Genomic DNA, 20,923 nt, shown 5'->3' with positions numbered 1-20,923 from the left:
AGGAAAACGCATGAAAAAAACACTCACCGCAGGTCTCATACTCCTGCCGCTTTGGGCCCTGGCATCCGCTGCGCAGACGCCAGCAGTTAACAGTCGCTTGGCGCCACTTCAGGAAAACACTTCATCCGAGTTGAGCACACAGCAACAGGCTCAGCAGTGGGGCCTGTCTGACAGCGACTGGAGTCGTTATCAGATGCTGATGAAGGGTGATCGCGGGATCATGTCACCCGGCCTGGACCCGCTGACGGCGCTTGGCGTTGAGACCGATAACAGCGCGGAACGCCGTCGTCTGGCAGAGTTGTGGGTGAAACACGAATACCAGCGAACCGAAAAGGAGCTGGCTTTCCAGCGCGACGTCAACGCCGCCTGGCTGCGACTGTATCCGGAAACGCTCGCGGTCAACATGGGTGCCAACGCGGCCGGTATTGCACACGACACGCAGGGTCGCCTTGCGCTTTTCCTGAAGGAAAACTGTTCGCGCTGCGATGCGCGTCTGGCCGCCGTGCTGGCTGACAACCGCGCCGTCGACCTGTATCTGGTCGGCATCGACAGCGATGACGGACTGCGTGCCTGGGCTGTTAAGCACAACATCCCGGTAGAAAAAGTCCGCAGCCGTCAGATTACGCTTAATCACGACAACGGCCTGTGGTTCAGGTACGGCATGGGCCAGATGCCCGTCATTCTGCAGCAGGGGGCAAACGGATGGCAGGTCGCAGCGTACTGAAGCAGGCCGCTGCCGTGGTCTGCCTTGTCAGCTGCGCCTGCGGTGCGGCTGACAAAGGTCAGGTAATTCCGGATGCCTACCGGCAGATAGCGGCAGCAGAGAGAGTGCCGGCAGAGTCGCTGTATTCACTGGCGATGGCCGAAAGCACCCGCAAAACCGCCTGGGGTGCCAAACCCTGGCCATGGACCATAAACGTCGCCGGCCGGGGCTATCACTATGAAACGCGTGATGCGGCTTTCACTGCGCTGCTGGGATTTATGCAGCGCTGGCCCCTGAAGAACATCGACGTGGGTGTAGCGCAGGTCAACCTGGGCTGGAACGGTCATTTTTTCCCGACATATCGCGACGCTTTTGATCCTTACCTCAACCTCCGCGCCGCCGCCCGCATTCTCCGTGCCTGTTACGACGCACGTCCCGGCAGCTGGTTAAACGCGGCCGGCTGTTATCACCATCCCGCCGGCGGTAAAGCGGCACAGACCTACATCGCCATTGTCCGTCGCAAGCTTGGCCAGATTGCTCCTGATAAACCCGGCGCACAGTCTGCAACGCCGGTCGATCTTGCCAGTAACACTTTCACATGGATCGAACCCAAATGATGAAACATTACTGCCTTATCCGTAACGTCCTCTTCAGCACCTGCCTGCTCTGCGTCGTTACGGGAGCCAGCGCCGCGCTGGTTGTGGTTGGTGACCTGGGCGGTGTGCCCACAGCGCCGTACTTTGATGCTATTAACGCTGATAAAGATGCTGCAGCCGGCGCACCCTCCGTGCCGGCTGCACCCCCTGAATCGCTGTCCATTTCTGACATGCTCCCCGTAAGCACGCCAGAGATGAGCCCGGGTCCTGTGCCACCTCAGGCCTTGCAGCTCGCGGGTATTCCGCCGGTGTTTGTAGTGGGTGACGATCCGCTTTCAAAACAGTGGCTTTCTCAGCATGCAGCAGAGCTCAGTCAGATGCGTGCCACAGGCATGGTCGTGAACGTGAAAGACGCGGCGGCGCTGACGGCCCTCCGGGCGCTTTCGCCGTCCATAGAGATGGTGCCGGTAAGCGGCGGTGACCTTGCCCGCCGCCTTCACATCGCCCATTACCCCGTGCTGATCACTGCAAAGGGCCTGACTCAATGATGCCATTTACTGTGATTGCCGAGTTTATTTCTAATCACCCCTATCAAGTTTTTGTTGCTCTTGATGTTGCACTTTTGCTGGCCTGGGCGCTGCAGTATCTGGTCATTCGCCTAGGTGAAAGCGAGGCTGAGCTCAGACACCGGCGGTACAGGAGGCGAGCTGCAGCATCCCTGAAACAGCTACCGAAGCTGCACGATGACGCCGCCCGGATCGTCTGGCTGCGGAAAGTCAGTCCATATGTGTTTGAGGAAATGCTGCTGACGGCACTGTCCCGTCAGGGATTTCGCATTCAGCGCAATATCAAATACAGCGGTGATGACGGCATGGACGGTCAGGTCTGGATAGCAGGCCAGCACTGGCTGATTCAGGCAAAACGCTATAACCGTACCATCTGCGCTCAGCACGTTGCGGCATTCGGGGAGCTGACAGCCCGTAAACAGTGTCGTGGATTCTTCATCCATACCGGAAGGACCGGTGAAGTCAGTCGGGTAGCGCTCAGTCGTTATCCCGATATTCAGCTCATCAGCGGCCAGCGCCTGCTTCAGCTGCTTGCCGGTGACCGTCGCTGGCTTAATTTCCATGACAATCTCCAGCAGCTGGCGTCTCAGCCATCACGTACCCGCTCCGGTTCCCCCTCAGCACACCTATAAGGTAGCCCGCTATGCGCATATTCCTGAAAACCATCCCGGCCGCTGTCAGTAACTATCTGCAGTCAGTGGGGATAGATAACGCATTTTCCGCCATCATACTCCCTGTACTCTGGCTGCTGGTCTCAGTGGCCTGTCTCTTCCTTTATCTTTTTAAAATCTTGCTTCTCTGGCCCCTGCTGTTTTTAACAGCCGTGACCGCCGTCATCGTTACTGTTATTCCGGTTCTCATCCTGACAAATCCGCTGTTCACACCTGATGTTGCGACTCACGGGATGATACGGTTATTTCACCAGTTACCTTATATGTGGGTGGCATTCGTCCTGCTGAGCTTAATGGCCGACATGCTGCTGTTTTTACGCCGGGAATATAACCGTGAGTTTGCGAGGGTGTGTGAACGCATATTCAGACGAGACATTATTCAGGCCGGTGAGCTGTCGGGTCGCGGTGGTGATTTAACAGATAAGCAGAGAAGCTGAGACGGACATGAGCAATCGTTATGTTATGGAGTCGCTGCTCCGTCCCGCCGTCGAGCTGTATTCGGCAACCGTGGCCGGCAGTGCCACCTTCATCTGCCTGACGGCACCCTGGTCTGTTGCGCTGGCCCCCTCGGTCAGCTGGGTGACGGCTGCGGGTTTTGGCGTGCTGGCCCTGAAGCGCACCTCGCAGGGTTTGAAAATACTGCGCTACCGGCGCAATATACGCCGCCTTTCGCGTTATGCGCTGACCAGTGACCAGATACCCGTCAGCCGCCGGCACCTTTTCCTCGGTAAGGGGTTTCAGTGGTCGCCCCGCCATACGCAGCGGCTGATGGAGGCCCGGCGGCCAGAATGCGACGTTTACGTTCAGCCCTCTGTTATGTACCGCATGGCCCGCGAGCTGGAAAAGAAGATGGAATACAGCCTGCCGTGGCTGTGCCGTATGACCTCGGCCGATTCAGCCCTGAATCCGTTCCGGCCCCTGCCACCGGTGGGCGGCAGTTCTGTTTATCATGGGGTTGAGCCCGATGAAGTTAACGTCATGTCCGATCTGGGCGAGCGCGTTGGCCATATGCTGGTCATGGGTACAACCCGCGTCGGTAAAACCCGCCTGGCGGAACTGCTGATTACGCAGGATATCCGACGCCGCAACGCCGCCGGCGAGCATGAGGTGGTTATCGTTTTCGACCCCAAAGGCGATGCCGACCTGCTGCGGCGCATGTATGCCGAGTCGCACCGCGCAGGTCGTCAGGATAACTTCTGGGTCTTTCACCTGGGCTGGCCTGACATCAGCGCACGCTATAACGCCGTGGGCCGTTTCAGCCGTATTTCCGAGGTAGCATCGCGCGTAGCGGGTCAGCTCTCCGGCGAAGGGAATTCTGCCGCCTTTCGTGAATTTGCCTGGCGGTTCGTCAACATCATTACCCGGGCGCTGGTTGCCCTTGGCCAGCGTCCTGACTACAACCTGATACTGCGTTACGTCACCAATATCAGCGAACTCTATGAGACCTATGTTGATAACCTGCTGAGCGAAAAGGCACCGGCGCTGATAGGCAGCCTTGAGGCGCTGATAAAGTCAGGCATCAGTGAAAAAGACCTGCCGCGCCACCTGCAGGGGCGTCCGAACGGCGTGAAGATCTGGGCGTCAGAGCAGGTGCTTGGCAGTCCTCAGGGTAAAAAACTCTGGGACCCGGTGCTCGATGGCCTGCGCAGTGCGATTCAGTATGACCGGACGTATTTCGATAAAATTGTGGCCTCGCTGCTGCCGCTGCTGGAAAAGCTCACCACGGGCAAAACGGCCGCGCTGCTGGCGCCTGATTACACCGACCTTAACGATCCGCGACCCATACTCGACTGGCACAACATCATCAAGTCACGCGGCGTGGTCTACGTCGGCCTCGATGCGCTGTCTGACCCGGTGGTGGCCGCCGCCGTGGGAAACAGCATGTTTGCCGACCTGGTTTCTGAAGGGGGACATATCTACAAGTTCGGGCTGGGCAATGAGGGCGATGAAAAAGCCGGGAAGGCCGTCATCAACCTGCACTGCGACGAGTTTAACGAGCTGATGGGGGATGAGTTTATTCCGCTCATCAACAAAGGCGGCGGTGCCGGATTCCAGGTCACGGCCTATACGCAGACGCTGTCCGACATTGAGGCCCGCATCGGGAATGCGGCCAAAGCGAGCCAGGTTATCGGTAACTTTAACTCCCTGGTGATGCTCCGGGTGCGTGAGAAAAACACGGCCATGCTGATGACAGATCAGTTGCCTGAGGTTGGGGTGTATCAGAAAACCCTGACGTCAGGTGTGACCGACGTCTCCCGCCCGGGCGAAGGCACGGACTTCAACAGTAACGTTAACGATCAGGTGACGCTGGTTAAGGTGCCGATGATAAGCCCCTCCGATATCATCAACCTGCCAAAGGGCCAGGCCTTTGCGCTGCTGGAAGGCGGACGGCTGTGGAAAATCCGCATGCCGCTGCCGGTCAGTCACGACAATGACAGCTTTATGCCGGCGAGCCTGAAACAGCTGGCTGACACGATGGAGAAAAATTACCAAAGCCATGATTCCTGGTGGACGGGCGGCGACGCGGGAAGTCCGGGAGGCCCGTATGTCCCAGAATGATGGCGGGAATACCCAAAACAGTACGCCGTCAAAGCCCCGCCAGTCGGGCCCGTTTACGCTGCTGCTGTGGGACCTGCCGGTGAGTCTGATTGGTATCCTGATTGGCTCACTGTTCGTCAGCCTGGGCGTGGAGTACGCCTGCATCACCTTCCTGTGGCCGGACGAGGGCGCCACACACAGCTATCAGGTCATGATTGCGGAAAGCCACTGGCTTTCAGCGGGATACACCCGAAGCCTGCTGATGGCCACGCCGGTGGAAACCATTACCCGCTGGATTCAGGCCGCCTGGCACTGGCTGTTTGTGGACAGTGGATTCAGCTACTGGCTGGCCTCATTCAGGGAAACGAGTCGGAAAGGAAGCGGCTTATTTCCTGCGCTGAACGGTTTTGGTGCAACCCTCATCAGCTGGTTGGGAGAGTACCTGCAGGCCACGCTCTGGGTGACGCTGATTTTCTTTATCCGGGTGATGATCCTGTTTCTCAGTATTCCATTGTTCGGGCTGGTCATTATCACCGGCACCGTTGAGGGGCTGGTCAGGCGCGACCTGCGTCGCTATGGCGCCGGATATGAGTCTAGTTTTGTTTACCACCACGCCAAACGCTTTATCAAGCCGGCGCTTTATGGGCCATGCATGCTGTATCTGGCCTGGCCAACGGCTGTGTGGCCAAACATTTTTCTGCTTCCCTCAGCGCTGCTGGCTGGCGGCGTAATGGCTGTTGTTACCGCTTCGTTTAAGAAGTATCTTTGAGACGATGTCTGTGTGTTTATGGGGAAATATGACCGTAGGGCCTGCGCTGCTGCAGGCCTGTTTTTTATGGCTTATACGGGGATTCACAGGTTCATGCCCAGAACATGCACCGTAACATCCTGGCTGGCGGTGTTATAAAAATTATCCCTGATAAACGTCATACCCTGTCTTTCATAAAATCTACGCGCACGGGTATTTTCTTTAAGCACCTCAAGCCACAGAAAGTCACTGCCTCTTTCTTTCGCCATTTCGGCAACTTCATTGAATATAAGTTGACCGTAGCGTTTCCCTGTCGTGCCTTCCGTGAGGTAGAGCTTTTTCAGAAGCGTACCGTGAAGTGTTGTTTCAGGAATAGTGCAATGCCATATAACTTTTACAAACCCAACCGGAGCCGAAGTCTCTGCGACATACCAGCCTGCGGAAGGGTCGGCAAGGCTCCTTTTAATGACCTGTAACGAATACTCCTGCAGAAGGAAATCGTCCAGTTCCTCCCTGTGTGTCCAGTACTTTTCAAAATGATGGGTGTATGTTCTGACACCCAGCTCATTCAGGAGCGAAGCATCAGACTGCCTTGCTTCCCGCAAAATTAAAGTCATCCGCTTTGTCCTGCCTATAGAGTTTACTGAGTCAAAATTACTGGTAAAGCCAGTGACCAGCCCTGGCCGAAGCGATAAGCATGTTAACCGTCAGCGGCTTATGGGGATCTGGAATATCTCCCGTTCCTGGCAGTTCCGGATGAACATAATCCCTGATATCAAAGCCCAGCCTTTCAACTTTCCAGCGTTCAAAATACTCATGCATCAACGCGTCTGCCGTTTCTATAGTGAGTTTCAGGTCATCCCGAAGACTGGTTTCAGGGGTGACGGGGTGACGTTTACCCCAGACGATAAACTGGCGGCGGGCATAGTTTTCTCTGACAAAGGTAATAATTTCTTCGCTCAGGCTGTCCATTAAAAGTACGTCCACTGAATGCGGTGTTCGGGGCGGGCTACGCGGTTGTAGGTGCTGCGGATATCGTTAAAAATGTTATAGACCGTGGTAAACGTCATTATCCAGCCCAGCCAGGGGACATTGCGGCCAACGAATGCACCCAGATGATTGGTCCAGCTTACATGCAGCTGACTGATGGTTTTGCCATTGAGTGTCGGAAGCAACATACCCCTTGGAAAACGGTAATTCAGCAGATATCGGGAGGTCAGTGAGGCGACTGATGTGCCTTTAGTCGCACCCAGCGGCTTTGCACGGGTCGGTATCAGGGGTTGTCCGGCCAGAACCATCGCAGCATCAGCCGCCGCAAGACCGAGGTGTTCACTCACTACCTGAACGCCTACGAGCCAGAACAGCTGGACGTGGGTAACGTTGGTGTATCCGCCGTAGAAATACGTGCCATTAAGCTCTTCGGTCGTGTCCATGTGCCCTTCGCTTCGGTTGTGATTGCACTGTTCAGTTAATCATCGCTCAGCCGGCACGCATTTCGCCAGAAACAATCTGCTTTTATTTTCAGAAATCCATAAAGATTTTACTGCTGTCAGGCGTGCGCGGTTGCGTCACTCTCACCGCAATCTGTTACCCGGGAGAGCCGTACATGCGCCGTTTACCCCCTTTCATTGCACTCCTTGCCTGCGTCGTGCCCGCCGTGGCGTGTCATGCCTCAGAAAAGGACGAGCTCGCGCTGGTGATGCGCCAGCTGGATCAGGTTCAGGCGGGCCTTGACCGCGCCCGCGTGGTGGCGAACCAGAACCAGGACGCCCGCTTTTACTTTGACTATCAGCAGGCCACCCGCGACATCGCTACCATGAAGCAGGGTATTTCCACCTACCTTGAACCGTCCCGCGCTCAGCCATATGCCAGTTCAGCCTCTGTCAACGGCCAGTACCGGGCGCAGGAGCCGGCATGGCGATGAACGGCGCACAGACCTCCGGCTGGGCGGCGGGCACCGGCAACAGCCTCACGCCCGGACAGCTGAATATCCTCATCCTGAGCACGCTCGCCGTCGTGATGCTGCTGTTTTCTGCCTGGACACTGGTACAGGCCTACCGGGGGCTCGCGTCCAAAACTGTAAGATTCCAGCAAATCAATGAGCTTTTTATCCGGCTGGCGATCCTCTGGCTGCTGACCCTGTTTTTCTTCTTTAACTGAAAGGATACCGCTATGAAATGCTTTTTTCTGATGAGGCTCTGCCGTGCCGCACGGTTACGCGTAACGCTGCTGATGTTGCCTGTGGCATTGGCGGCAAATCAGGCATGGGCTGGCCTGCCCAGTGTTGAGCAACCGACAACGGGTGGCGGTGGCGGATTGTGGAATACCTGGATGGCCTACATCAAGATGGCAGGCCTGGGGATTGGTCTTCTGGTCACCGTCGCAGCCTTCCTGGCGGTGGCGCACGCCGTTATCACTGCGTTTCATGATGTTCGTAAGGGTAAAGGCACCTGGACAGAACTCATCCTTTACAGCGTCGTCGGCATCATCCTTATCCTTGTGGTTATTTTTCTCGCGACCAAAGCTGCAGACATTCTCTGAGGATCGATTATGGCCGTTATCGACTTTCTCCCTGACCGGCTCAATTATCCGCCCGTGGTATACCGGGGGTTTACCGCCGGCGAGTTTCTGCTGGCGGCGGGCGCGGGCAGCCTGGCGGGTATTCCGCTGGCCGTGCCGCTGTGCCTGGTGCCACATGTCGGCTGGCTGGCGTTTCCGGTCTGCACGCTGCTGATGCCGATCGTCGCCGTCTTTATTGGCGGGGGATGGGTTGCCGCCTACAAGCGCGGCAAGCCCGAAAATTATATCTGGCAGCGGCTGGAGCAAATCCGCTGCCGTCTGGGCCTGTCGCGATCGATGATTCTGGCCAGCCGCGCCTGGGAGCTTCAGCGGACGTCCGGACTGTCATTAAGGAGGCGCACATGAGCCGGTTTCGTAACGGGATCACCGCGCGGGATAATCACATTTTTTCCCTGCGTGTTGCCTGCGGGCTGCTGTTCGCCGGCCTGCTGGTCACGTCTGTTGGCTGGATGCGGGCGCCCTCGGATATGACTATCCACATTCCCCCCGACCTGCGGTCGGGCAGCACGCAGAAGTGGTGGGTCATCCCGCCCTATACGGTGTACGCCTTTGCGTTCTACATTTTCCAGCAGCTCAACGCCTGGCCGACTAACGGTGAGGTGGACTATGCGGCGAAGATTGCCCAGCTCAGCCCCTACCTGACGCCGGCCTGCCAGGACTTCCTGAACAGAGATTACGAGTTTCGTAAAAACAGCGGCGAGCTTAAGGACCGCGTGCGGGTGGTGTATGAAATTCCGCGCCGTGGCTACAGCGACAGCAGCGTCGACATTCTGAGTGACGACCACTGGGTAGTCCGGCTCGACCTGGTGGCAGACGAGTATTATCACACCGAGAAGGTCAAACGCGCCCTGGTACGCTACCCCCTCAAAGTCGTGCGCTGGGAAGGTGATCCGGCGCGCAACCCGTTTGGCCTGGCACTGGACTGCTATGATTCCACGCCGCAGCAGCTTGAAGCCATTCCGCAGGCGGAGCCGGAGAAAAAGTCAGGAGTTTTCCAGTGATGAAACGCCCTCTGATACTGCTGTGCCTGCTTCTTGTTTCAGGCCTGACGCAGGCGGTTGAACTTATGAAATGGGAGCGTATCCCGCTCCAGATGCCGCTCACTGTCGGCCAGGAGCGCATCGTGTTTGTGAATAAAAACGTGCGCGTGGGGTTCCCGCCGTCCCTCAACGGCAAAGTGCGCATCCAGAGCACCGGCGGCGCGGTCTATTTTGACGCCAGCGATGCCTTTCCGGTGACGCGCATCGAGCTGCAGGACAAGGAAAACGGCGAGGTCATCCTCCTTGACGTCAGCGCCGCGCCCGGCAAGGTGACTCGCGAACCGGTAAAACTGGTATATGACGGTGAGGTGGCTACGGCAACGGCCAGTGACAGACAGACCGTGAGCGGCGATGCCGGCGGCAGCAAAAGCACATCTTCAGCGGCTGACGCTCCTCCGGCACGCAAACCGCCAAAACTCAGTGCCCCGCTGCCGGTGGTGCTGACCCGCTATGCCGCCCAGAGCCTGTACGGCCCTGTTCGCACCGTCGAGCCGGTGCCGGGCATCAGCCCTGTGTCGATGAAGCTGCCTTCCTCCATCACAACGCTGATGCCCGGTGAGCCCGTTTCGGTCACGCCGATGGCGGCCTGGAGTCTGCTGGGAGACAGTGTGGTGGCGCTGCAGGTGCGTAACCGTTCAACCGACAAGGTGGTCCTCGACCCGCGTGAACTGCAGGGCCAGTTCGAGACTGCAACCTTTCAGCACCGCTGGCTGGGCCGTGCCGGCACGCCGGAAGACACAACGGTCGTATACCTGGTCATTCAGGGACGTCCTGAAGGCGCGTTTATTGCTGAACCCGTCGCGGTCATGCCCAAAACGGCACGGAGGGCGAAGAAATGAGCCAGCCCGGTGCAAACCTGTTAGTGAAAATTGCGGTGCCGGTGGTGTTGACCGCCGCCATCGTCGTTGGCGTCAAATCCTGCTCGGATTCAAAGGAAAAAACGACGTCCACGCAAAAAAACACCAATGCAGCGCTGAAAGACCTGTCGCCTGATGAACTCAAGGCGCTGGGTGTGGAAGGCGACACGCCGCAGGACACCCTGCGCACGATAGTGGGCAACTTTCGCCACGTTCAGGACCGGCTGGATGTGCTCGCCGGCGATAACAAAAAGCTGAATGAGGAAAACGCGGAGCTGAAAAAGACTAACAGTAACGTGGATGCGCAAATCAACGAGGCCATGGCCAACGCCCGGGCAGACGAGGCTGACAAGCGGGCAAAGCTCAGCGCACAGGTTTCCGACCTCAGTTCGCAGGTCGGACAGATGCTTGAGCAGTTAAAAAGCAAAAATGCCGCAACGCCTGACAAAAGCAACGCACCCGGCAGCGATATACCGATTGGACTGGGCTATGACAGTGGCAACAGCGCCAGCGTAACGGTGTCATCACCCTCCGGGGACGGTCTGCAGTGGGTCGAGCCGAAAGACGGTATCCCGGTGGATGCCAGCGGCAAACACGTCAACGACAGCAATAAAAACAGCGCAACCGGCTTCTCGTTTGCCACGTCGTTCGGTGAAGCGGGTGACGCCGGGAAACAGACCGGCGCGGCGGTGTCCACTGCCGTCAGTCAGGTCGTTCCGGATACGGTGAAACCTGTCGACCCGGTATTTACGCTGCCGGAAAACTCCACGCTGGTCGGCAGTCGCGCCATGACGGCGCTGCTCGGCCGCATTCCTGTTGACGGCAAAGTCACCGACCCGTATCCGTTCAAGGTGATGCTCGGCAAAGACAACCTGACGGCCAACGGCATCGAGCTGCCGGACGTTCAGGGTGCCATCGTGTCCGGTACGGCGACCGGTGACTGGACGCTGTCCTGCGTGCGCGGGTCGATTACCAGCATCACATTTGTGTTCGCGGACGGAACTGTGCGCACACTGCCGTCGCCGGACAGTCAGAACAGCGGCGGTAATAACCAGAATTCGCAGAACAGCAGCGGTAACGGCAGTAACAGCATCGGCTGGCTGTCCGATGACAACGGTATTCCCTGTATCTCCGGCACCCGTAAAAGCAACGCCTCTACCTATCTGCCGACTATCAGCCTGCTGGCCGGCGCTGCTGCTGCCGGCGATGCACTTTCCCAGAACCAGATGACGGGCCAGACCAACGCCATGGGCGGCGTGACGCAGACGCTTACCGGTGACGCGGGACAGGCCGTGCTGGGTAAATCGCTGTCCGGGAGCATGAAAGAAACCGTGGACTGGGTAAAGCAGCGTTATGGCCAGACGTTTGACGCGATATACGTGCCGCCGGGCCAGACCGTAGCGCTGCATATCACCCGCCAGCTGGCGATCGACTACGAAGAAAAAGGGCGCAGGGTTAAATACGACTTCAGCCTGGCAGGCTCAGGCACGGGGATGGACTGATGAACAGCCAGATTAAAGACAGCAATGAACCTGAGTACCACGTTGGGTATACACCGCTCAGTGGCTGCATGTATGCCGGTTTTATCCGTTGTGAAACGGGTAGGTGCGAGGCTGAACCGCAGGACGTAGTAGTCATTTCTGAACGGGGCACTATGGAGGCTGATAATGCTTAAGAATAACGCCTTAATGTTAATCATCCTGAGCGGTACAGTCGCGCTGATGCTGAGCGGCTGCAGTACCTCCAAAGATGAAATGCTGCCCCCGGGGGACAGCAGCATGCTGGAACTCTGGAATAACGGTGCGTCCACCACGCACGCTACGGCGGAGAGCCGCACCACGCTGCGCCGGCCGGTGTCTGATAGCGAGCGCACGATCGGCCAGCAGACCCGGGACAGCTACAGCCGCACCCAGGAAAACGAAATCCAGCAGACCTTTCCGCGCCTGCCCAACCCTGACATGGTGATGTATGTGTTTCCACACCTGGCCGACGGCAACACGCCTGTGCCGGGCTACAGCACCGTGTTCCCGTTCTACAGCCAGGTGCAGTATGCGCTGCCCGGTGAACGCACGGAGGCGCTGTAGATGGCTTTTCGCCTTTTTCGTCGCAGTCGTGAGACGCAGACTGAACATCAGCATGGTGACGGGCCGTTTTCGGTTGATGGCCATGAGCCTCTTTCCCGCGATGGTCGCCTGACGCATGCCGATGAGTCGGGCCTGTATGCCACCGGCCCCTCCATTATTGACCACGTTCCCTGGGGGGAATACCTGCCGGAACATCAGTGTATCCTGCTCGATGACGGTATTTCGGTCGGCGCGGTTTATGAGCTGACGCCCGTCGGCACAGAAGGCCGTCCGGAATCCCGGCTTGAAGAAATCCGTGACGTGGTGGAAAACGCCCTGCAGGACAGTATCCCGGAGCTGGACTCTCACCAGTGGGTGGTGCAGTTCTTCTGTCAGGACGACTCCGACCTGTCGGCTTACATGGACTCCATCCGTGCTTATGTCAGGCCCCGGGCGCAGGGAACGACCTTCACTGAGGCCTGGCTGAACGAGCAGGAGCGTCACCTGAAAAACGTGGCGGCTGAAAAAGGCCTGTTTGTGGATGAATCCGTGACCGGTGCGCCCTGGCGCGGGCAGATCCGTCGCACGCGCATGGTGGTTTACCGCTGGGTGGAAAAGCCTTACCGCGATCCGATGGCGCCAGAAGTATTACTGAATCAGGTCTGCGGCCGTCTGACCTCGGCGATGAGCGGCGCCGGCATCCGTTCCATACGCCAGAACGGCGAGCAGATCCATAACTGGCTGCTGCGCTGGTTTAACCCGGCCCCACAGTGGACGGACAAGGCCACGCTTTACCGCTGCGCCCGCCACAGCGATGATACGCCCGGCGACCTTCCGCTGCTCAATGACTTCAGCGAAAGCCTGTGGTTTACCCGTCCCCGCAGTGATGCGGACAGGGGCATATGGTGGTTTGACAACGTTGCGCACAAGGCAGTGCCGGTTGCCCGGCTCCGCTCCCGCCCCCAGACCGGCCATCTCACCGGCGAGGTAAAGCGCGGCGACAACATCAACGCCATTATGGATCTGCTGCCGGAAGGCACCGTGCTGGCCATGACCCTCGTCGTGCAGCCGCAGGACAGGCTGGAGGCAAACTTTGCCAGCCTGAGCCGCAACTCAATGGGGGAAAACGTCGAATCGCTGCGCGCCCGCGAGGACGCTGCCACGGCCCGCACGTATCTGGGTAACAAGCACAAGCTTTACCGGGCGGCCATTACCCTGCTGATAAAAGGTAAGGATGAGGATGCGCTGAGCAAACGTTACCTTGATCTCAGCAGTAAGCTGCTGAACTGCGGGCTGGAGCCGGTCAATCCGGAACACGATATCGGCCCGCTAAGCACCTACATGCGGGCGCTGCCGATGTGTTTTAACCCGCAGCATGACCGGCACAACTGGTACACGCGCCTGATGTTTGTCCAGCACTTCGCCTGCCTGTCACCGGTTTACGGGCGCGACACCGGCACCGGCCATCACGGACTGACCTTTTTTAACCGGGGCGGCGGACCGCTGTCTGTTGATCCGCTTAATAAAGATGATCGCACCCAGAACGCACACCTGATGCTGTTTGGCCCGACCGGTGCCGGTAAGTCTGCCACGGCGGTGGACAAGCTGTCGCAGATGGTGGCCATCTACCGTTCACGTATATTCCTGATTGAGGCGGGTAACAGCTTCGGCCTGTACGGGGATTACTGCGCGTCGCTGGGCCTCAGCGTTCATCGCGTCAGCATCAAGCCCGGCAAAGTCGTGTCGCTGGCACCCTTTGGTGATTCGCATCTGCTGATGAAGGCAAAGGCCGACGAGCTGCTCATCAGTGAGGAAGACCTGCCGGAAACAGACGATGAGGATGACGAAGACGGCGAACGCGACGTTCTGGGCGAGATGGAAATTGCCGCCCGCCTGATGATTACCGGTGGTGAAGCCCCGGAAGAGTCCAGAATGACGCGGGCCGACCGGGGGATGATCCGCGAAGCCATCATGAATGCGGCCCGTAAGGTTTACGCTGAGTCTCGTCAGATGCTGCCCGGGGACCTGATGTTTGCGCTGCAGGACATTGCCCATGACGTCAGCCAGGGCGATGACGGCCGCGAAAAACGCACGCCTGCCCGCCGCTCACGCGCGGAAGAGATGTCGGAGGCCCTGCGCATGTTCACGGAAGGCTTTGAAGGCGAACTGTTCAACCGCCCGGGCACTCCCTGGCCGGAGGCTGACGTCACGATTGTCGACCTGGGACAGCTGGCCCGCGAAGGGTACGAGGCGCAGATGGCCGTGGCGGTTATCTCCCTGCTGAACACCATCAACAACATCGCCGAGCGCGACCAGTATCTCGACCGTGACATCATCGTGCCCATTGATGAGGGACATATCGTCACCACCAACCCGCTGCTGGGTCCGTATGCCACCAAAATTGCCAAAATGTGGCGTAAGCTGGGCACCTGGTTGTGGATATTTACCCAGAATCTCGCCGACTTCCCCGATACGTCGAAAAAGATGCTCAACATGGCCGAGTGGTGGATTTGTCTGGTGATGCCCCCTGAAGAGGTTGAGCAGATTGCCCGGTTCAAAACGCTTAATGATGAGCAGAAGGCGATGCTGCTCTCTGCCACCAAACTGCCGCGCAAATATACCGAAGGCGTCATTCTGTCGCGCAAAGTTCAGGCGCTGTTCAGGGCGGTGCCGCCGAGCCTCTATCTGGCGCTGGGCATGACCGAAAAAGAAGAGAAAGCAGAGCGCCGGGCCATTATGGATGAATTTAACTGCACGGAACTAGAGGCCGTTTACCATGTTGCACGTCGTCTTGACGAGAGCCGTGGTCTTATTCACTGACAGGGGATTTTATGAAAAAACTGACCATGGCGCCGCCACTGGTTGTCCAGGACAAGCCTATAGTTGCCACTGTCATTTTTACCGTCCCGCCGCAGGGACAGGCTTCGGTTGGTGAGACGGATAACCTTGCTATCCTGCAGCTGCGGGAAGAGATATGTCAGCGCCTTGAACACCCGCTGCTGGTTTCAGTCTACCCGCATCGGGTAGGACGCCGGAGCTGCACGGCCGTGCATCTCTCCGGTGCCAATAATAAGGCACTGGACATTCTCATCACCGTCACAGGCAACACGCTATGGCCATCCGGGGTGGATTACAGAACCGGCATTCGCTGGAATATTTGTGTGCCAGATGCGACCGATATGTTGTGGGTGCTGAAGGAGATAGATCGCGCGACAGAAGCTGAAATGAGCCATTAAACCGGCCCTCCTTTATCGCCCGGCACCGGTGTCTGGTGTCGGGCGATAAAGGAGGCTGCGGGTGCGGGCGGCATAGAGCCCGTGAATATTGTTATTGAATTAAATTGCAGATTAGCTGCTCTCATCAAAATGAACAGCCGGGTTTAACAAACACGGAGGATAACCACAGCTAGCTATGTTTTATACCTATAAGTCAGCACAGATCACGAAATATCTGTGCGCATATAGCTTTAAATAAGAGAAATGATTCTGGCAAAAAAAGCCGCCCTAGTTGACGGCTTTAAAGTTAAGTTGGAAGCTCATGTATCAGACAAATTTGGGGAGATTACCCAGGTTGTCGAGAGTAGTCTTGTTTGGGTGAGTCGTAATGTACCCGTCGTCCGTTACTTCAACTTTAGCGCCGGGATACCATTTGCCATCTGCTTTATTCTGGGTGATAGTTTTGAACTCAATTTTTCCTGTATTGATGAGTTCTCCCACAAAGATACGCGAATTAATAGTGGTCGGTCCGATCGAGCTACCATTGTTTTTACAAACTTTCACATATTCAATATGCTGACCAGTACTGTCCATTTTTATTGCTGAGATGTAGAAATCTTCCATTACGGACTCCAGAGGAAAATGCAGATGCACCCTGCATCTGCTTTACTTAATCTCTGTTCTCACAGAACTGATTTCAAGGATGAGCGTGAAAAATATCTAAAGTATTTCCTGATTAAAGATGATTCTGCTTTATATTACTGAGTGCTGGCATAAACTTCTTTCATTGTGAATTTATTTGAGTTAAATAAAACGGAAGTCGGATTTTCAATGCAAAAAATAGTTTCCCGATGACTTGTTCATTATGGTTCTCCTTTTAAGATGCCAGGCATTTGCATAAGGATACCCATCCTTATCCGTATATGAGATTTAGGCTCTCTCATTATGACGCTGTCGGGCTTTTATAGCCGCTTCGACTCCGCACGACGTCATTCAGGCGATATGTCGGCCGCCATGCTCCGGCTGTGCTCACTCCGTCTGGCTATCATTTCCCGCATCGCGTCATCCTCATTACCGCCAGCCACCGACATGCGGCACGGCGACAGAGGCTGTATTGTTCAGGAGATTCCGCCGAGCTGTCTTCCGGTTTCATTGTGCCGTTTTGCCCTTCATATCCGCATTATTCATGCCGGATATTCTTTCAGACCTGCACTATGACTTCCTTATTTAACCCATATCCCGCATATAGAAAATGGTCCTGAACCCCATACAGGAGCATTCTGATGCGACACCCCTTTGAACTCGATCCCGAAATCATTCATCACATCATTTATAGCCAGGCCGGCTCTGTGGCCAAAGCCCTCATCGAACTCATTATGAACAGCGTCGATGCCGGTGCGGGCGCGGTCATCCTGGATATTAACCCGGAAGGCTTCACCTGCCGTGATGACGGGCGCGGTTTTGCATCCTGTGAAGATGTGAAACGGTATTTTGGCCGGTTCGGCACACCGCACCGTGAGGGCGATGCCACCTATGGCCGGTTTCGTCTCGGCCGCGGTCAGATTATGGCGCACGCCCGCACGGTCTGGCGCTCGCAGCGCTGGAAGATGGAGGTCGACACCCGCGTGATGGGCTATGAGTACGAGCTCACAGAGCCCGAAGAATTTCAGGAGGGGTGCACCATCAGCGGTGAGTGGTATGAGCCGCTCTCCACTCAGGAGCGGATGTCCTGTATTCAGGAGATACGTGACCTGGTACGTTACACGCCAGTGCCGGTAAGCCTGAACGGCAATGTTATAACGCGTAAACCGGCCCTGGAGAAATGGGATGCTGAGGATGACGTGGCCTGGTATCGCCTGCGGGAGGATGGTGCGCTGTCAGTTTACAATCAGGGTGTGCTTGTGCGTCATGATCCGGGGCATATCTGGGGCACCGGTGGCCTGATTGTCAGTAAAAAGCCTCTCGCACTGAACGTTTCGCGTACCGAAATCCTGCGCAAGACCTGCCCGGTCTGGAAAGCCGTTGCCGCACGGTTTAGTCAGCTCGCCGCCGATTTTTCTGACAATCAGGGGCATCACCGTAAAACTGAAGCGCGACGGGAGAACACGGCCCGCGCATTACTTTCCGGAGAAGGGGATCTGCAGAAACTCATGAACGATGAAGAGGTCATCACGCTCCTGCCCGGTAAACGTCACGTCACGCTTGAGCATTTCATCCGCAAGTGCCGCTACTATCCGGCGGCGACAGATAAGAACTGCTTCACCCTCGCGCGGTATGCACGCGATGTTCCGCGCGGGGAAATCATCGCCGGTGCCGGTATCGCCCCTGTGGTGCACCCCATCACGCTTTCCCGCTTCGGCTGTTACGAGCCGGATGAGTTCATGGAGTGTCTGAGCCGCGTGCGCATAAACCTGCAGGCGTACCGGGAGCATTTACCCCGGCAGCAGCGCTGGCCCGCTGACTGGCGGGACGACCTGGCGCTGATTGACTTTGAAACCCTCAGCGAAAACTTTATCGACCGCACGCAGATGATCAGTGAGAAAAAGCTTGATAAGGAAACGCGACGGGCATGGACAGCATTGCGCTGGTGCCTTGCTCAATATGCTGCCATCTGCTCGGGGGGGGAAGCAGGCTATCAGTCACGTAGTTATGGCGGTATCCGCTTCCAGATCCTGCTGGGTGAGTCCACATCTGCCGATGCCTGGACGGACGGAGAGACCTATATTGCTTATAACATCGATATCGTGCGCAGGCTGAAGTCTGACGCGCTACAGACTGCCAGCCTGTTGTTCAGCCTGACGGAACATGAGGCTGCGCATGAGGGTGACAGTATGGACTGCGGGCATGACGAGGCCTTTTACCAGCGCTTTCATGACATCAGTACGTCATGTGCTCCTGATCGGCAGCGTTACATGCACGTCTGGCTGATGAAGTACACAACCAGACTGGAGGCTGAAGGTAAACGCGCGAACGGGACGGTCTGGCGGGAACGTTACCTGACCGAACGTGCCAGTACCGGGCGGGAGAAAAAAGGACTGCCGGGCGTTATCAGCGAGGCGGGAATGACAGAAGCCTTCAGCGCACAACCCGAACCGGAGGATACTTCCTGGCTGAACTTCCTCAATCAGCAGCTGAACGGGGCGGATATGGCAGCACCTGCAAAAACTGACTGGAACATCGTGGTGGCTGCGGGTATTGAGCAGACGCGTGAAAATTATGCTGCACGCATCCTGGAGCAGCAGGCAATGGAAGAGTGGTACGCAACTGACGAAGTCACGACCGACAGCCCTGAGGATGAGCAGCAGGAGTCCGATGCTCAGCTTTGGCTGAACGCCTGTAAAACGCATTACTTATCTATTTTACCCGGGGCAACAGAAGATAATCTGAATGACAGGGCTGTTGAGTTCCTTGCCTGTGCGACTGATTCTGATGAAGAGGCGCTGGTCGCATGGGGCATGCAGGCATGGGAAAACACTGACCTGTGGTTTACCAGGCATGTCCCCTTGCACGCTGATGCTGAAGACCGTTACGAGCAGGGCTTTGATCGGCCACCGGAGAACCCTGTTCCGGATGAATGGCTTCCATTCATGCGGGAAGGCGAAACGCAATGGAGCATTGTGCGCAATGCTGCCGCTGCCGGTTTTGTCCGTGAGCTGGAATATCTTAAATGCCGGCAGGCTGATGAAGGTGACGGGCGGGATTAAGAGATAAAAAAATGGGCCCCGGGGGGGCCCGGACTCAATTGATAATGCTGCGTCCGGATGCGCTCCACACTGCAGAGTGATAGCTGTTTTTTTACCGGCTCAGATTCTTTTTCCTTTATACCCTGATTCCGCAATGCTTTTCACATCGTCACCACGCTGGCTAATGACAGGCAGAATTATCATTTCTTAATTAAGAGTTAACTGCTGACCCTTCCACGCGAACAACGCACCCTGACGTCACTATCCACTCAGGGAGTGTTATTTATGAAAATCCCCCTCTGTAGCCTCACCGTTATGTTCCTCACCGCTAGTGCCCATGCCGGCACCGTGATTTACACCGACTATGCTCACCCCGTCACCGGCGAACTGAGCCCCGACGTCACCGTCACCGAACTGGATGCGCCCGACCGCCTCCAGTCTGAACTTTTCGGGCCGCTTTCCATAAATCCGGCTCAGGCTGAGCAGCATGCCCAGGCGGTCATTGCCTCACCGGCGTTCCGTCAGAGTCAGCAGGCGTTAGCGGGCAGCTATGCCGGCGTTGCGCACGCCTGGTCACTCGGGCTGGAAAAGTACCCCGCCGTCGTGTTCGACGATAAATGGGTGGTGTATGGCACCACCGACGTCGCAGCGGCCCGGGCAAAACTTGATGCCTGGCGGGAGAAGCAGCCGTGAACATGCACCTTTCCCGTCCACGCCGGCTGATGCTGGCCACGCTGTTTACCTGCACCGGCACGCTTGCCAGCGTGAACACCGCGAGCCTGGTCTCCGGCGCCATGAGCCCCGACTGTATCAGCTGGCGCATCAGCGGCATCTGCTACTGGCTGCTCTGTACACCGTTTGGCTGCACGGTAAAAACCTCGGTCAAGGTCACTCACTACATTCCTGAAGCGGTCGTGTCGGCCTACCTCAGTCCGGGCGACAACCCCTAGACCGAAATGTCAGTGGTGAGCGCCACGGCCGGCGGCGCTGAAAACCTGGTGTCGGGCGGTCTCGCCGGCGTAACTGCAGGCGGTGGACGTCAGGAAATGAAGGCCCCGGGCATGCGCAAACAGAACCTGCATTTCTATTACGGCGATGCGTATGGCCACCCGGCGACGTCGCTCATCGGCGGCATGGTGCCGGGGTACTCCTGCCGCTCAGCAGCCACGCCGTTCGTGCCGTATATGGTCAGCGCCCTGGATGCGCTGGCATGGCGAACGGGCGTACCGGAATCTTTCTATCCTGAAGCGCTCATCCCCGGGAAGCGTGAAATCGGCAGTACGCTGAGTGGCGAGATGTGGGGCAACGTTTATCCCCGCAGCGGTTTCGTGACGCAGACCGACAGCTATAAGTCGGCGGCCGTCGTGGTTCAGCGCGTCGCCGACATCATCACCCGCGAGGGGCAACTGCACGTCTACAACCCGTTAAAAGGCCAGCGGTCGCCGGGTTACTGGCCGCCGGACGCCGTCACCGAAAACACCGGCACAAAAAATCACAAGTGGCAGCGGCTTTCGCCGCAGCTGTCGCAGAGCTGCGCGGTCTTTCCGGATACCGGTGGTCAGACGGCGGAAAGCGGGGATTACGCCTGGGCGCTCTGGCAGCCCTACAGCTGTTGTAAGCGACGTGGCCAGACCTTCCTGTACAGCACCGACTTTTCATAAGG

At 57.2% G+C, this 20,923-nt stretch carries 23 protein-coding genes and 1 pseudogene; 20 read left to right on the top strand and 4 right to left on the bottom strand.

Annotation, left to right across the window (positions count from 1 at the left end; genetic code table 11):
• Positions 1-10: 10 nt before the first annotated feature.
• Genes AC0T7J_RS19020 through AC0T7J_RS18990 form a run of 7 tightly spaced genes read left to right on the top strand, consistent with a single transcriptional unit; the run spans position 11 to position 5,843 of the window.
• Complete coding sequence (locus AC0T7J_RS19020; RefSeq protein ID WP_473795856.1) at positions 11-724, top strand: TIGR03759 family integrating conjugative element protein; 714 nt, start codon at positions 11-13, stop codon at positions 722-724.
• A complete protein-coding gene (locus AC0T7J_RS19015) occupies positions 703-1,320 on the top strand; it encodes a lysozyme family protein (RefSeq protein ID WP_069025690.1) in 618 nt (205 codons plus the stop codon). The genes AC0T7J_RS19020 and AC0T7J_RS19015 overlap by 22 nt, the downstream gene beginning before the upstream one ends.
• The gene (locus AC0T7J_RS19010; protein WP_473795852.1) at positions 1,317-1,847 is read left to right on the top strand and encodes an integrating conjugative element protein; all 531 of its coding nucleotides are present in this window, start codon (positions 1,317-1,319) and stop codon (positions 1,845-1,847) included. The genes AC0T7J_RS19015 and AC0T7J_RS19010 overlap by 4 nt, the downstream gene beginning before the upstream one ends.
• A complete protein-coding gene (locus AC0T7J_RS19005) occupies positions 1,847-2,497 on the top strand; it encodes a restriction endonuclease (protein WP_473796186.1) in 651 nt (216 codons plus the stop codon). Before AC0T7J_RS19010 ends, AC0T7J_RS19005 begins: the two co-directional genes overlap by 1 nt.
• 11 nt (positions 2,498-2,508) lie before the next feature.
• Positions 2,509-2,973, top strand: coding sequence for a hypothetical protein (locus tag AC0T7J_RS19000; RefSeq protein ID WP_031592670.1), 465 nt, complete (start codon positions 2,509-2,511; stop codon positions 2,971-2,973).
• 7 nt (positions 2,974-2,980) lie between these two features.
• Positions 2,981-5,095: a type IV conjugative transfer system coupling protein TraD gene (traD, locus tag AC0T7J_RS18995; protein ID WP_473795849.1), complete on the top strand. Its 2,115-nt coding sequence runs from the start codon at positions 2,981-2,983 to the stop codon at positions 5,093-5,095.
• Positions 5,082-5,843, top strand: a complete 762-nt coding sequence (locus tag AC0T7J_RS18990) for a TIGR03747 family integrating conjugative element membrane protein (RefSeq protein WP_031592673.1) — start codon at positions 5,082-5,084, stop codon at positions 5,841-5,843. Before traD ends, AC0T7J_RS18990 begins: the two co-directional genes overlap by 14 nt.
• Positions 5,844-5,926: 83 nt before the next feature.
• Here AC0T7J_RS18990 and AC0T7J_RS18985 read toward each other — a convergent pair whose 3' ends face one another.
• From AC0T7J_RS18985 to AC0T7J_RS18975, 3 genes are read right to left on the bottom strand one after another with little or no spacing between them, the layout of a single operon-like run.
• On the bottom strand, positions 5,927-6,439 hold the full coding sequence (locus AC0T7J_RS18985; RefSeq protein WP_473795846.1) for a GNAT family N-acetyltransferase: 513 nt from the start codon (positions 6,437-6,439) through the stop codon (positions 5,927-5,929).
• 37 nt (positions 6,440-6,476) lie between these two features.
• On the bottom strand, positions 6,477-6,794 hold the full coding sequence (locus tag AC0T7J_RS18980) for a DUF1493 family protein (protein WP_031593968.1): 318 nt from the start codon (positions 6,792-6,794) through the stop codon (positions 6,477-6,479).
• Positions 6,794-7,255 (bottom strand): STM2901 family protein, encoded by a 462-nt coding sequence (locus AC0T7J_RS18975; protein ID WP_031593967.1) that lies wholly within the window; start codon positions 7,253-7,255, stop codon positions 6,794-6,796. Before AC0T7J_RS18975 ends, AC0T7J_RS18980 begins: the two co-directional genes overlap by 1 nt.
• A gap of 173 nt (positions 7,256-7,428) precedes the next feature.
• On the opposite strand from AC0T7J_RS18975, the gene AC0T7J_RS18970 reads away from it, so the two are divergent.
• The 10 genes from AC0T7J_RS18970 (at position 7,429) to AC0T7J_RS18925 (ending at position 15,598) form a co-directional block, all read left to right on the top strand.
• Positions 7,429-7,746: an integrative conjugative element protein, RAQPRD family gene (locus AC0T7J_RS18970; RefSeq protein WP_031593966.1), complete on the top strand. Its 318-nt coding sequence runs from the start codon at positions 7,429-7,431 to the stop codon at positions 7,744-7,746.
• The gene (locus tag AC0T7J_RS18965; protein ID WP_031593965.1) at positions 7,737-7,982 is read left to right on the top strand and encodes a TIGR03758 family integrating conjugative element protein; all 246 of its coding nucleotides are present in this window, start codon (positions 7,737-7,739) and stop codon (positions 7,980-7,982) included. Before AC0T7J_RS18970 ends, AC0T7J_RS18965 begins: the two co-directional genes overlap by 10 nt.
• A gap of 12 nt (positions 7,983-7,994) precedes the next feature.
• Positions 7,995-8,363: a TIGR03745 family integrating conjugative element membrane protein gene (locus AC0T7J_RS18960; protein WP_031593964.1), complete on the top strand. Its 369-nt coding sequence runs from the start codon at positions 7,995-7,997 to the stop codon at positions 8,361-8,363.
• A gap of 9 nt (positions 8,364-8,372) precedes the next feature.
• On the top strand, positions 8,373-8,747 hold the full coding sequence (locus AC0T7J_RS18955; protein ID WP_031593963.1) for a TIGR03750 family conjugal transfer protein: 375 nt from the start codon (positions 8,373-8,375) through the stop codon (positions 8,745-8,747).
• On the top strand, positions 8,744-9,403 hold the full coding sequence (locus tag AC0T7J_RS18950) for a PFL_4703 family integrating conjugative element protein (RefSeq protein ID WP_031593962.1): 660 nt from the start codon (positions 8,744-8,746) through the stop codon (positions 9,401-9,403). Before AC0T7J_RS18955 ends, AC0T7J_RS18950 begins: the two co-directional genes overlap by 4 nt.
• Complete coding sequence (locus AC0T7J_RS18945) at positions 9,403-10,281, top strand: TIGR03749 family integrating conjugative element protein (protein ID WP_473795839.1); 879 nt, start codon at positions 9,403-9,405, stop codon at positions 10,279-10,281. Before AC0T7J_RS18950 ends, AC0T7J_RS18945 begins: the two co-directional genes overlap by 1 nt.
• A complete protein-coding gene (locus AC0T7J_RS18940) occupies positions 10,278-11,801 on the top strand; it encodes a TIGR03752 family integrating conjugative element protein (protein WP_473795835.1) in 1,524 nt (507 codons plus the stop codon). Before AC0T7J_RS18945 ends, AC0T7J_RS18940 begins: the two co-directional genes overlap by 4 nt.
• A gap of 165 nt (positions 11,802-11,966) precedes the next feature.
• Complete coding sequence (locus AC0T7J_RS18935; protein WP_031593959.1) at positions 11,967-12,383, top strand: TIGR03751 family conjugal transfer lipoprotein; 417 nt, start codon at positions 11,967-11,969, stop codon at positions 12,381-12,383.
• On the top strand, positions 12,384-15,182 hold the full coding sequence (locus AC0T7J_RS18930; protein WP_473795832.1) for a conjugative transfer ATPase: 2,799 nt from the start codon (positions 12,384-12,386) through the stop codon (positions 15,180-15,182).
• An 11-nt stretch (positions 15,183-15,193) separates the two neighbouring features.
• Entirely contained in the window at positions 15,194-15,598 is a 405-nt protein-coding gene (locus AC0T7J_RS18925) for a hypothetical protein (protein WP_473795829.1), read from the top strand.
• Positions 15,599-15,904: 306 nt separating this feature from the next.
• Here AC0T7J_RS18925 and AC0T7J_RS18920 read toward each other — a convergent pair whose 3' ends face one another.
• Entirely contained in the window at positions 15,905-16,201 is a 297-nt protein-coding gene (locus AC0T7J_RS18920; RefSeq protein WP_473795826.1) for a DUF3892 domain-containing protein, read from the bottom strand.
• Between the two features lie 659 nt (positions 16,202-16,860).
• On the opposite strand from AC0T7J_RS18920, the gene AC0T7J_RS18915 reads away from it, so the two are divergent.
• The 3 genes and pseudogenes from AC0T7J_RS18915 (at position 16,861) to AC0T7J_RS18905 (ending at position 20,921) form a co-directional block, all read left to right on the top strand.
• A complete protein-coding gene (locus tag AC0T7J_RS18915) occupies positions 16,861-19,281 on the top strand; it encodes an ATP-binding protein (RefSeq protein WP_473795823.1) in 2,421 nt (806 codons plus the stop codon).
• Between the two features lie 264 nt (positions 19,282-19,545).
• On the top strand, positions 19,546-19,953 hold the full coding sequence (locus tag AC0T7J_RS18910; protein ID WP_473795820.1) for a TIGR03757 family integrating conjugative element protein: 408 nt from the start codon (positions 19,546-19,548) through the stop codon (positions 19,951-19,953).
• Between the two features lie 2 nt (positions 19,954-19,955).
• Positions 19,956-20,921 (top strand): annotated as a pseudogene (locus AC0T7J_RS18905) (TIGR03756 family integrating conjugative element protein).
• Positions 20,922-20,923 lie beyond the last annotated feature (2 nt).

Source organism: Pantoea sp. E956-1, assembly GCF_982223955.1.
This window is presented reverse-complemented; position numbering and strand designations above follow the sequence as displayed.